The organism is Roseivivax halodurans JCM 10272, from assembly GCF_000521785.1.
In the GTDB taxonomy this organism is placed as follows: Bacteria; Pseudomonadota; Alphaproteobacteria; order Rhodobacterales; family Rhodobacteraceae; genus Roseivivax; species Roseivivax halodurans.
Map to the genome: position 1 here is coordinate 1 of NZ_JALZ01000058.1, position 12,008 is coordinate 12,008.

The 12,008-nt window shown below is 64.9% G+C and carries 13 protein-coding genes; 10 read left to right on the forward strand and 3 right to left on the reverse strand.

Annotation, left to right across the window (positions count from 1 at the left end; translation table 11 throughout):
* Nucleotides 1–121 precede the first annotated feature (121 nt).
* Entirely contained in the window at nt 122–1,003 is an 882-nt protein-coding gene (locus OCH239_RS20090; protein ID WP_037266974.1) for a LysR family transcriptional regulator, read from the forward strand.
* On the opposite strand, the gene OCH239_RS20095 is transcribed toward OCH239_RS20090, so the two are convergent.
* Together OCH239_RS20095 and OCH239_RS20100 are read right to left on the reverse strand one after the other, a co-directional pair.
* Nucleotides 992–1,999 (reverse strand): aminotransferase class V-fold PLP-dependent enzyme, encoded by a 1,008-nt coding sequence (locus OCH239_RS20095; protein WP_157577994.1) that lies wholly within the window; start codon nt 1,997–1,999, stop codon nt 992–994. The two genes, OCH239_RS20090 and OCH239_RS20095, sit on opposite strands and share 12 nt — an antisense overlap.
* A gap of 93 nt (nt 2,000–2,092) precedes the next feature.
* Nucleotides 2,093–3,013, reverse strand: coding sequence for a DMT family transporter (locus OCH239_RS20100; protein ID WP_051489661.1), 921 nt, complete (start codon nt 3,011–3,013; stop codon nt 2,093–2,095).
* Between the two features lie 116 nt (nt 3,014–3,129).
* Here OCH239_RS20100 and OCH239_RS20105 point away from each other — a divergent pair, with 116 nt between their 5' ends.
* From OCH239_RS20105 to OCH239_RS23970, 5 genes are all read left to right on the forward strand, one after another.
* On the forward strand, nt 3,130–3,975 hold the full coding sequence (locus OCH239_RS20105; protein ID WP_037266980.1) for a helix-turn-helix transcriptional regulator: 846 nt from the start codon (nt 3,130–3,132) through the stop codon (nt 3,973–3,975).
* Between the two features lie 269 nt (nt 3,976–4,244).
* Complete coding sequence (locus OCH239_RS20110) at nt 4,245–4,658, forward strand: hypothetical protein (protein ID WP_037266983.1); 414 nt, start codon at nt 4,245–4,247, stop codon at nt 4,656–4,658.
* A complete protein-coding gene (locus tag OCH239_RS20115) occupies nt 4,658–4,921 on the forward strand; it encodes a hypothetical protein (RefSeq protein ID WP_037266985.1) in 264 nt (87 codons plus the stop codon). The genes OCH239_RS20110 and OCH239_RS20115 overlap by 1 nt, the downstream gene beginning before the upstream one ends.
* 1 nt (nt 4,922) lies before the next feature.
* Entirely contained in the window at nt 4,923–5,774 is an 852-nt protein-coding gene (locus OCH239_RS20120; RefSeq protein ID WP_157577996.1) for a hypothetical protein, read from the forward strand.
* The gene (locus tag OCH239_RS23970; protein ID WP_051489662.1) at nt 5,771–6,223 is read left to right on the forward strand and encodes a thermonuclease family protein; all 453 of its coding nucleotides are present in this window, start codon (nt 5,771–5,773) and stop codon (nt 6,221–6,223) included. The genes OCH239_RS20120 and OCH239_RS23970 overlap by 4 nt, the downstream gene beginning before the upstream one ends.
* 123 nt (nt 6,224–6,346) lie before the next feature.
* On the opposite strand, the gene OCH239_RS20130 is transcribed toward OCH239_RS23970, so the two are convergent.
* A complete protein-coding gene (locus tag OCH239_RS20130) occupies nt 6,347–7,030 on the reverse strand; it encodes a GntR family transcriptional regulator (RefSeq protein WP_037266990.1) in 684 nt (227 codons plus the stop codon).
* 245 nt (nt 7,031–7,275) lie between these two features.
* Here OCH239_RS20130 and OCH239_RS20135 point away from each other — a divergent pair, with 245 nt between their 5' ends.
* The 4 genes from OCH239_RS20135 (at nt 7,276) to OCH239_RS20150 (ending at nt 11,651) form a co-directional block, all read left to right on the forward strand.
* Nucleotides 7,276–8,535, forward strand: coding sequence for an ABC transporter substrate-binding protein (locus OCH239_RS20135; protein ID WP_037266993.1), 1,260 nt, complete (start codon nt 7,276–7,278; stop codon nt 8,533–8,535).
* 179 nt (nt 8,536–8,714) lie between these two features.
* A complete protein-coding gene (locus OCH239_RS20140; RefSeq protein WP_037266995.1) occupies nt 8,715–9,824 on the forward strand; it encodes a Gfo/Idh/MocA family protein in 1,110 nt (369 codons plus the stop codon).
* Nucleotides 9,821–10,468 (forward strand): ThuA domain-containing protein, encoded by a 648-nt coding sequence (locus tag OCH239_RS20145; RefSeq protein ID WP_037266998.1) that lies wholly within the window; start codon nt 9,821–9,823, stop codon nt 10,466–10,468. The genes OCH239_RS20140 and OCH239_RS20145 overlap by 4 nt, the downstream gene beginning before the upstream one ends.
* Nucleotides 10,469–10,499: 31 nt before the next feature.
* Nucleotides 10,500–11,651, forward strand: coding sequence for a mandelate racemase/muconate lactonizing enzyme family protein (locus OCH239_RS20150; RefSeq protein ID WP_037267000.1), 1,152 nt, complete (start codon nt 10,500–10,502; stop codon nt 11,649–11,651).
* The last annotated feature ends 357 nt before the right edge of the window (nt 11,652–12,008 follow it).

Consider the following 12,008-nt stretch of genomic DNA (forward strand, 5'->3'; position numbering starts at 1 on the left):
GGGATGAGCATGAACGATATGGGCGTGCATGGCGATGCTCCTGCAATCTTCGGTGCAGGCCTTACCTAGATGTTCACATGCGCTAGGTCGCCCGAAGAAATCACAAGCAATTCTTGCACAGATGAACAACAATCTGGACTGGAGCGACTACGCGGTCGTGCTCCATATCGCCGACGCCGGCTCCCTCTCGAAAGCGGCCGGCCGCGCAGGCGTGAGCCACCCCACGCTGTTCCGCCGGATCAATGCGGTGGAGGAAAGGCTCGGCGTGCGCCTCTTCGAGCGGTTGCGGTCGGGCTACGTGCCGACGGCGGCCGGCGAGGAGGTGGTGGCCACCGCCCGGCGCGTCGCCGATCTGACCAACGAGGTCGAGCGGCGCGTCGCAGGACGCGATCTGCGGCCCTCCGGCACCGTGCGGCTCTCAACGACGGACACCCTTCTCGTCGGACCGCTTGCCCCCGAGATCGCCCGGTTCAGACGCGCGCAGCCGGACATCGTCCTCGATATCACGGCGTCGAACGCGGTCTCGGACCTGTCGCGCCGCGAGGCGGACGTCGCGCTTCGGCCCGCCGCGGCACCGGAGGATCACCTGTTCGGGCGCAAACTCGGCATGGTGCATCAGGCCGTCTATGCTCACCGCGCCACAGCGCCTGCAGCGGCGGTCGACCGGCGCGGTCTTCCCTGGGTCGGACCGGGTGACGCGATGGGCTACGGACAGCTGACGACGTGGTTCAGGCAAGCCGGGCTCGACGAGGCATGTGTCGCGCGGATGAGCAGCGTCCTCGGGATCCATGCCGCCATCCGCGCCGGGGTCGGCGTCGGCATCCTGCCATGTTACCTCGGAGGACCCGACCCTGAGCTGGTGCAGGTCGGCGCGCCGATCGACGCCCTCTCGGTCGATCTGTGGATGCTGACCCATCCGGACCTGCGCGGCACGGCCCGCATCCGGGCGGTGCTCGATCATTTCGGACAGGCGCGGCTCCTCGCCGGGGCATCACCGTCTTGAACGCTCTTTGATGGCCGATGCGATCCGGTCGAAGACGACGTCGAGATCCGAGAGGTCGTTGTAGACATGCGGCGACAGCCGCAGCGGCACGGCGCCGGCGGAAACCTCCGGCGCATGCGGTTCGGACAGGGCATGGTCCGGCCATTTCACGATCGCCGCCTCGGCGGCGAGGCCAAGGCGCACCTTGTCCGCAAGCACTGTCGGCACCGCCAGGCAGATCGTTCCGGTCCGAGGGGGGACAGCTCCGAAGAAGTCCAGTCCGAGCGCCGCCGCGCGTTCCATGGCATGGCGGCGGAGCGGCCCGAGCCACGGCTCGATGTTGTCCCCGCCCCGAGAGAGATATTCCTCGATGGCCTGCTCCACGCCGGCCAGCAGGGCCGGGTTAAGATCCGCAGGTTCGACATCCCTTATGTCCATGTGCCCCATCCGGCCCGGATGCCGCCAGAACAGGGCCGTCCCGCGGGGCCCCCGGAGCCACTTGCGGCAGGTTCCGACGAGCGCATCGCAAGACAGGCGCTGCACGTCGACCGGCATCTGCCCGAGGGCCTGTGCCGCATCTATGACAAGCCTGGTTTCGGCCGGCCGCGGCAGGGCCGCGATCTCCTCGACCGGATATCTGATACCCTGAACGCTGGTGACCATAGGCACGAAGATAGCCGCGACATCATCATCGATCCGGTCGGACCAGGCCAAAAGATCCGGCGACCGCCACTCCAGTTCGGGCAGGATCTCGACCCTCATGCCGGTACGCCGAGAAAGCGACTTGAGATGGCGGACGTTGTCGCCCCATTCGTGGGGCGCAACGAGTACGCGGCGTCCCGACAGCTCGAGATGCGCGACGACCGCCGTCCAGGCATGCGAAGTCGACGGGGCAAAGCCCACATCCTCCCGCGAGGCGCCGATCATCCGCGCAGCAGCGGCGCGCGGCGCGCATTCATTGCCGGACGCGGCAACAATCGGGCCGCGGTCCCTCGCGGCCTCGAGATGGCGGACCATCGACTGAAAGGTTTGCGCGGATGGCCACCCGTGACTTGCCGCATTCAGGTAGATCAAAACATGCTCCGAGATGGATCTTGAGCCAAGGTGCAATCAAGCGCGATGCTCGGCTTCCCGCGGATCACGGCAGTGGCGCGAGACCCGTTTGAGCGCTTTCAAATTTCCGAACATCACCACGTTTCCAAGACAGGCGAGCCCGACGCCGAGCGCGGCGGTCGGGGTCCAATTGTACCCCTCCAGGATGGTGGAGGCCGTGAGCGCCACGATCGGGAAGAGGACTGTTGCATAACCTGCGCCCGCCGAGCCCATGCGCCCGACGAGTACGAGATAGGCCGTGAAGCCCGCCACCGATCCGACGACAGAGAGATAGGCCATAGCCGACCAGTATAGATCTCCGGAGGGCACGACCAGCCGCTCCCCCGTAGCGCCCATGAGTGCAAGCACGGCGAGGGCGCCGATCCCCATGCCCCATGCGTTTGCGGTGACCGGTGTGACACCAAGCGAGGTGTTCTTCCGCGACGCCATGTTTCCGAGCGAGAAGACCACGGTCCCGAAGACAGCCCAGCAAACGCCGCGAAGCACGTCGCCGTCGAGGGAAACCGCGAGGTCGGTCCAGAACATGAGTGTCAGGCCCGCGACCCCCAGAACCCCGGCGAAAACCGCTCTCGGGCTGACGCGATCACCGAAAAAGATCCGCGCGTTCACCGCATTGAAGATCGAGGCGAGGGAGAAAATGACCGAGACCAGACCGGAGGGTATGCTGGCTGCCGCGTTGTAAAGACCGACGAAGTTCAGGCAGAACAGGCAAACCGCCTGAATGATGACGAACCGCCAGGCTGCCGGGCGTCTCAGCCGATTCAAGATCGCGAGCCCGGCGATCATCAGGATGCCGGCAGAGGCGAACCGGTAGAAAATCGATACCATGACCGGGGCACCCCCGACCTGCGCCGAGATCGCGATCCACGTGGTTCCCCAGATGAGGACGGTGGCAGAGAACAGGACGGGGGTCCTCATGGTCGGGCTCCTTTTCCGTTCGACATACCGCAATCGCCCGACCTGCCTTTGCACGATCTTGCGGCATAGTCGGGCCGGTACATTCCCAAAGCGCCGCTGCCAGAGTAAAAGGCTCCATGACCCACGACGTCCGCGAAGTTCTGGAACGATCGCCTGTCGCCCGCGCCACGAGGACCCTCGACATCGGTGGAGGCCGCACAGTCGCGATCTGGGAGAACGGCAACGATCGGGTCCTCTACGAGGCGCCGAGAAGTCACACTTTCAGCTACTACATCGAAGGGGGCGGTGGAAATCGCCGGCTGGACGCAACTTCGGAGCCCGGAGGCCCCGGAACGATCTGCATCATGCCCGAGGGGCAGACATCCGCGTGGCAGATCGGGAAGCCGTGCCGTTTCGTTCACCTCTACATGCCGGATGACCGCCTGAGGCTGGCATTCGCCGAGGTTCATGACCGCGACGCGCGCACCCTCGATCTCCAGGAGGCGACGTTCGCCGACCTGCCGCGGATGGCAGCCCCTCTGAAGTGCCTCGCGCGCGCGGCGGACACCGGCGATGCGATGCTGGCAGACACGGCTGTTGCCGAACTGGTGAGCCAGCTCGGTGCAGGCTCACCGGTGCTGCGCGGTGGCCTTGCGCCTCGAACACTGAACCGCATCGATGAATACATCGACACCAATATCGAACGGTCCATCAAGCTCGCGGAACTCGCAGGTCTTTCCGGGCTGTCGCCGTTCCATCTCTGCCGCATGTTCAAAGCGTCTCGAGGGATGTCGCCGCACGCCTGGATCACGACTCGACGCATTGCGAGGGCCAAGGCGATGCTGCGCGGTCGCGCGGCGCTGCTGGACACGGCCCTCGCCTGCGGCTTTTCCAGTCAGAGCCATTTCTCGCGTTCCTTCCGGGCAGAAACAGGCAACACGCCAACCGCCTACAGGAGGGCGTTCGGCGCACCGTCGAAGTGAATTGCCAGACTGGCTTGCATCTCCCGCCTCCGCGAGGAGCCTGGTCGACGGCTTTGATGATGGGTGTAACCGCCCCCCGATGGCATAAAAGCCCGTCCGCAGCATAAGGCAAAGGACTCGCTTCCGACCTTCGACGCGGCTCGCTTGAGCGGCGATCCGTGGGAGACATACAAATTGGGTGCGCCACGTTTTCACCGGTAATTTCCTGAACTCCTTGCCGGCTGCACCGGCCCGTGCGAACTTGATCCTACAGTGTTTGAGGAATTGCGATGGGAAACGACATAGAGCCCAACGGCGAGCAGAAGGAGCTTGTGTCGGTGGACCCTGCGTCCGGTGAGGTGGACATTTCCGCCCTTTCTCCCGAAACGCAGGAGGAACTTCGTAGATACGCCGCAATGAAGAAAATCGACCTCCAAGCCGCAGTGCAGCAAAACCAGCTTGACCTACAGACAACCTCAATCGCGGTCGGCAACATGGCTGAGGTGACCCGCCGGATGTCGGAGTCGGGCGATTCGGTATCCTTACGCCAAACCATCGAGAACAAGGCGGGGAAAACCGAAGTGCTCATGGGTAATACCGATGAGGCACGCCGTGGCGGAGTCGATAAAGACACCTCCACTTGGCTCTACATTGGAGGCGGCATCGTCGTGCTGTTGATACTCACCTCCGTCATCGGTGGCTGATGCCCAAGACGATCTACCTCAAGGCGGGCGACACAGCTGACGCAGTGGCAACAAAACACTTCACTTCCCATTCCGCCGCAGACCGTGACCGCCTCACCAAGGAGACGGCAGACCTCATAACCAACGGGTCGCTGATCGCGGAGCAAGGCGGCTCCTTCAAGAGCCGAAGAACCGTCCAATTGGAACATGACGCCATCGTTCTGGACGCCCGCTTCGGGGTACTAGGCCTTCTTGATCGCCTCGTGCTGATGATGAGGGGCTAGGATGGCAAGACGCCGCCGTAGCGGCACCTACAAGCGCGGCAGCTACTCATCCCGCTCCGACGGGCACGAAGCCGCACGACGGCACATTGCTGAAGCTCACGCGCTGTCTGAGCGCCTCAGAGGTATGGACCAAGAGGTAAAGGCGTTCTTCTTGGATCTGGATCACGAGCGGCTTGCGGACGTGCTAGATCGATACGAAAGGAAGTTCGGCTCGGACAAGCGCGCGTACGCCGAGCAAACTTTCCCACGATGGCGTTCGGGCGATCGCCAGATGAGTGGGCTCATCGCTGGTCGGCTTTTTGACTTATTGCCACCGATCATGCCCATCGACCTGAAGCTGAGGATCGTAGAGGGCCTATTCGAAAAGGCGGGCAACTCGAATACAAATTACGTACTGGTGCCAATGGACACCGATCCTGCGGATGTGGTGCGCTTCGTAGATGAGACGTGCTTTGAATACCTGTCGGATGTGGGTATCGACACGTCCATCAAACGGCAATTCGATTGGTTATCGGGTGAGGACGCTGCGGTTGCAGAGCGGCTTTTCAAGCACTCAATGCAGGTGACATTCGATGCGAAGAAGGCGGCGTCTGCTGCGATGATGGCCCAACTTGATCGCGACCGAGTCATGCACGCAGATACTATCAAGGGAATCACATCGACAATACGCCTACAGCAGCATGAGGTTCACATTAAACGGACCGACGCGGTTGAAGAAATGCGCACCGTGGATCATTGGACATTCGACCGGGGTGGACGACCGCACACAACGCCGTTGTCTGACAGTGGGTGGGGCTGGATTATGCTTGTCCTATCCGGGATCGGAGCACTGATCGTCCTTGCAAACCAATGACACGCCCATCCCTACAGCAAGTGGGATGGCTTGTGGGTCCGGCAGCGCTATTGCTGGGGGCGGTGCTGCTGAACCAGCCCCACACCCCACCGCGACCCGCTCAGAGCGTCACGGGGCCGGTCGCTGTCACCGCAGCGGCTCTGCGAGTTATCGACGGGGATACGGTCGAATTTCAGGGGCTTAACTATAGGCTGACGGGCTACGATACCCCGGAGGTGCGCAATGCCGCATGTGAGATTGAAAAGGCCCTTGGAAACCGCGCCACAGCGCGATTGCAAGCCATGATCGACGCCGCCTCATCCATGGAACTCAGGGTCAAAGCTGGGCGTGACCGCTACGGGCGCGGTCTGGGCAGCCTACTGGTCGATGGCCAAGACGTCGGCGATGTGCTCATCGCGGAGAGCCTTGCACGGCGTTACCACGGTGGGCAACGCAGTGGATGGTGCTGACCGAAAACGCAGGTACTACACGCTCGTCTCCGATCTCCGCTGCGGCTTGTCCGAGAGGCGGCTGCGCTGGAGTTTGCTGACCTTCGACGAACGGCAGTTACCGATCTGGACAAAAACCGTGGATTACTCCTGTCCTCGGCGCAGCTGTTCTCGCAGGTGGCGTTCTGCCCCGCGGCAATGCTGCCGGACGATGTCCGCGGCGCTCTCCTCGTCGCCTGCGGAAATGGCGTCGATCAGGGCGCGATGTTCGCGGTTCTGGGTCGTGCGGCGGGCGGGGCTTGCGGGAAAGCGCATGCCTAGGGTGCGCACGACCTGGCTTTGGCGATTGAAGATGGTCAGGGCTTCGGAATTGAAGTGCCCCGCATAGGTGATCTCGTGGAACGCGGCGTCCAGGGCGCGCAGTTCGGACTGGTCGGGGTCGGTCTGGGCCTCGATGCGCTCCTGTAGATCGGTGAGTCGAGCAATGTCTGTCTCGGTCGCGTGGCTGACGAAGAGACGGATCATGTAGGGTTCGATCAGCGCACGGATGTCGTAGATGTTGCGCACCAGGGTCTCGTCGAGTTCCCGGACGCGTGCGCCGCGGTTTTTCTCGATCTGCGCGAAGCCTTCGCCGCTGAGTTGATGCAAGGCCTCTCTGACCGGGTTGATGCTGGTGCCGTAGCGGGCCGCCAGTTCCTGGGTCTTCAGGCGCGCGCCGGCGGGAATCCGTCCGGTGGCGATGTCGCTTCGAATCCGGACGGCGACCGGCTCCGCGTGTCCGAGCGCGGGTCGGGGTTGATCCTCGCCCTCTTTCAGGTCGTCCGGCATCGGGGCCTCCAGCTGGGTGCGCCCAAGCATAATCCAGATGGATGATCGTAGAAAGCTGTCTTGATTATGTGTAATATGTGTGGAAGCCTGTGTAAGGGCGGCGATCCGACAGAGCGGTCCATGCCGTTTCGGCTGAGCGGGGGCGTCGCGGCCTGACGGCGGGGGCGGCGCCCGGGAGGAGGACGCCGGACGCGGATCACGCGGGACCTGTCGCCGGGACGCGCGGTCGAGCAAGGGAGGAAGACATGAGATACCACATGACCGCGATCGCGGCCCTGGTCGCGAGCGCGACCGTGGCCACGGCGCAGCAGAGCGAGATCAGGATCGTCGGCGTGCAGCCCACCGAGGGGCAGAGCATGCTTTACGGGAAGGTCGAGCAGGATTTCGAAGCAGCGCATCCGGAGATCGACGTGATCTTCGAGTATTATGCAGGCGAGGCCTACAAGTCGAAGCTTCCGACCCTGCTGCAATCTAACACCCGTCCCGACATCTTCTTCAGCTGGGGCGGCGAGACCCTGGTCGACCAGGTGGAGGCAGGGTTCACCCGCCCGATCGGGGACGAGATCGAGGCGGCGGTGCTCGAGAGCTTTCCGCAGGCCGCCCTCGAGGCCTATACCGTGAATGGCGACCTAGTCGGGCTGCCTCTCTTCGCCCGGGCGGTCGTGCTGTGGACGAACACGGCACTGACCGGGGCGGCGGGCGTCGATCACACCCAGATCGAGACCTGGGACGACTTCCTTGCCGCGGTGCGGCAGCTCAAGGAGGCGGATATCACCCCGATCATCGCCGGCGGGCAGGACAAGTGGCCATTGAATTTCTACTGGAGCTACCTCGTTCTCCGCGAGGGTGGGCCGACGGTGATCCCCGATGCGATGGCCGGCGCGGGGGAAGGCTTCGAGAGCGCGCCGTTCGCTGCCGCAGGCCGGGACATGCGGGAGTTGGTCGCGCTCGATCCGTTCCAGCCCGGTTTCATGGCAACGACCGCGGACAACGCGAGCGGCCTGTTCGGGGACGGCAAGGGCGCCTTTCATTTCATGGGTGACTGGGATTACTCCGTCGCGCGGGATCGCTCCTCGTCGGGGGAGGGGGTTCCGGACGAGGACCTGGCGATGCTGAGCTTCCCGGTCATTGCCGACCCGGTCGCCGAGGGCGGCGGGTCCGCGGTTCTGGGGGGCATCAACGGCTGGGTGGCCTCGAACGACGCCAGTCCCGAAGCCGTCGCGTTCCTCGCCTTCATGATTGGAGAGGAGTACCAGCGTTTCGCGGCCGAAGAGGACATCTTCATACCCGTGGTCGAGGGCGCGCGCAGCGCGATCGCCAACCCCTTCAAGCGCGAGGTCGCGCAGATGATCTCCGAGTCGGACACCTTCCAGGTCTTCCTCGACCAGTACCTTGGGGCGTCGGTGGGCGCGACCGTGAACGACGTTTCGGCGGACCTGGCACAGGGGGCGATCACGCCCGAAGAAGGTGCGGCGCAAATCCAGGAGGCCTGGGATTTCCGCTGAGTCCGAACGGCTGGCCGCAGCCCCGCCGCATCGCCAGGCAGGGCATTTGTTGTGCTCCTGGCGGATCGTCCACCCGGTCTGAACGACGGCACGCTGTCGTCGCGCGCCGCTCTGCACAGCGTGTGACCGGAAATTTTCATGACTGCGGCGCCCGAGGCGGACCGCATGGAGACCCACGCATGACCACCCTTGGTATCGGTATTGTCGGCTGCGGCGTCATCAGCGACATCTACCTGAAGAACGCGGCGCTGTTCCCGCAGCTCGAGGTGCGGGCGGTTGCAGACCAGCGCCTCGAGGCCGCGCGCGAGAAGGGCGCGGCCCACGGCGTGCCCGCGATGGGGACGGTCGCGCTGCTGAACCGCGACGACATCGACATCGTGCTGAACCTGACGGTTCCGGCCGCCCATGTGGAGGTCGGGCTCGCCGCGCTCGCGGCGGGCAAGCACGTCTATTCCGAAAAGCCGCTGGCCGGTAGCGTGGCCGAGGCGCGGCAGCTGACCGACGCCGCCGCGGCGCGGGGGCTTCGACTGGGTTGCGCGCCCGACACGTTCCTCGGCGGCGCGCACCAGACCGCGCGGGCGCTGGTGGACGCGGGCCGGATCGGCCGGCCGACCGCCGGCACCGCGACGCTGATGCTGGCGGGGCACGAGCGCTGGCACCCCAACCCCGACTTCTACTACGCCGGGGCCGGGGCGGGGCCGCTGATGGACATGGGCCCCTATTACGTCACCGCGATGGTGAACCTGCTGGGCCCGGTATCGCGGGTCACCGCCATGGCCGCCCGCGGGCGCGAGACGCGCACAATCGCCACCGGCCCCCGCGCGGGCGAGGAGGTGCCGGTCGAGGTGCCGACCCACATCACAGGCGTGATGGAATTCGCCAGCGGCGCACTGGTGCAGATCGTCACGAGCTTCGACGTCAGGGCGCACCGGCACATGCCGCTGGAGCTCTACGGCACCGAGGGCTCCTTGCTGATCCCCGACCCGAACCGCTTCGATGGCACGGTCGAGCTGTTCGGCAGCGACTGGCAGGCGCAGGAGACCAGTCACGCCCACGGCGACGGCAATTATCGCGGACTGGGGCTGGCGGACATGGCCGCCGGCATCGCCGAGGGGCGCCCGCACCGCGCCTCTGGCGCACTCGCGCTGCATGCGCTCGACGTGATGGAATCGCTCCTGGCCTCGGCCGAGAGCGGCACGGCGGTGACGCTATCGACACCCGGCGAGCGGCCCGCGCCGCTTGCCCCCGGCGGCCATACCGGCCGGATCGAGACGATGGAGACGGCATGACCAAGGCACTGATTTTCTACGGTGGCTGGGACGGCCACGAACCCGAGGCAACCTCGGCCATTGTCGAGCGGATGCTGGCGGACGAGGGCATCGACGTCCGGCGCGAGGCGGGCACCGGCGTGCTGGCCGAGGACGATCTCGGCCGCTACGACCTGATCGTGCCGATGACGACGCAGGTGCAGATCGACAAGGAGGCGTTGCAGAACCTGATCGCGGCGGTCGAGGCGGGCACCGGCCTGGGCGGCTTTCACGGCGGCATGGGCGATGCGTTCCGGATGGAGCCGGCGTATCAGTTCATGGTCGGCGGTCAGTGGGTCGCCCATCCGGGCAACATCATCGACTACCGGGTCGAGATCACGCGCCCCGATGATCCGATCGTGGCGGGCATCGGCGACTTCGACTATCGCTCCGAGCAGTACTTCATGCATGTCGATCCGGGGATCGAGGTGCTGGCGACAACGACCTTCAACGGCACCCACGCGCCCTGGACGAAGGGCACCGTCATGCCGGTGGTGTGGAAGCACCGCTACGGCGCGGCGCGTGTCTTCTACTCGGCGTTGGGACACGTGGCGTCCGAGTTCGAGCAGCCGCAGATGAAGGAGATCCTGTGCCGCGGGCTGTTGTGGGCCGCGCGCGAGTCATGACCGTCTTTCGGCAGGCAGGCGCCGCTGCAAGATGAAGATCACCTCGATCACCCCGTACCCGGTCCGCGTCGGCGTGCGCAACCAGCTCCTCGTGAAGGTGGAGACCGACGGGGGGCTCCATGGCTGGGGCGAGTCGGGTCTGTCCTACCGCGAGCTCGCCGTCGCCGGAGCGATCCAGCACTACGCCCATATCCTGCAGGGATGCGATCCGATGCAGGCGGGCGCCATCTGGCAGCGGCTCTATCGCAGTCAGTACTTCGAGGGCGGCCGCGTGCTCTGCGCCGCGATCTCGGCCATTGACATCGCGCTTCACGATATTCGCGGCAAGGCGCTCGGTGTGCCGGTCCATCAGCTTCTGGGGGGACGCCACCGCGACCGCGTGCCGGTCTTCGGCACCACGACCGCGCCGGCCGGACCGGGCATGGTCGAACAGGCTTTGGCGCTCCGCGAGGCCGGGTGGGCCTGTATCCGCCTCAACGCCGATGGCCAGGACAACACCCGGACGTTCGAGCCGCGGCCGTCGATCGGGGCGACAGCCGAATGGGCGGCAAGGGTCCGCGACGCGATCGGTCAGGACGTCGTGCTCGGTGTTGAGTACCACCATCGACTGAGCGTTGCCGAAGCCGCGAACTTTGCCCAGAAGATGCCGTCCGGGACACTCGACTTTCTCGAGGAGCCGATCCGGGACGAGGCGCCCCCGGCCTACGCGGCTCTGCGGAGCATGACGGCGATTCCCTTCGCGCTCGGCGAGGAATTCTCCTCGAAATGGGCGTTCCAGCCTTTCTTCGAGCTGGATTTGATCCAGTACGCGCGTCTCGACATCTGCAACATCGGCGGGTTCACCGAGGCGATGAAGGTCGCTGCGATGGCCGAGATCCGCTATGTCGATCTCATGCCCCACAACCCGCTCGGGCCGGTCTGCACGGCTGCCAGCGTGCATCTCGCCGCTGCGGTGCCGAATTTCGCCTGGCTCGAATGCCGCGCGTCGCCCGTGGAGCAACTCGGCTTCGACGATGTGAATGTCGCGCCGAAGCAGATGCAGCTCGAGGGCGCGATGTATGTGGTCCCCGACGAGCCAGGTCTGGGGGTGGAAGTCGATGAGGCTTACCTGAAGCGGGCCGAATTCGCCTTTGTTGATCCCCCGATGCTGCGCCGAGAGGACGGATCGATCACGAACTGGTAGTCCGAGGCCGTGTCCCGGGCCCATCCAGGAAAATTCGTGGGCAGCCGCCGCCTGCTCGTGCCGCTGACCCATGAGGCATCGTACAAGCGCGCCAAAGCTGATGGCCTCGGCCACGAGTGACGACCGGCAAGTCTTCAATACGCTTGCAGGCCACGATCATCCCGTCGGATCTCTCATGTCCGGTCCAAGCTTGAACTCGAGGAACTCGGGGCGCGATTTCCTATTCCATAAAACGTTGGGTTCCGTCGGTGACACAATCGCTGGGTTTTGACCGCTGAGCGTTCTGTAGCGGACATTCACCTACAGCCTGGCTAGTAGCCGCTGTGCGGGACAGGGACGAAACCGCTCTCGCGGTAG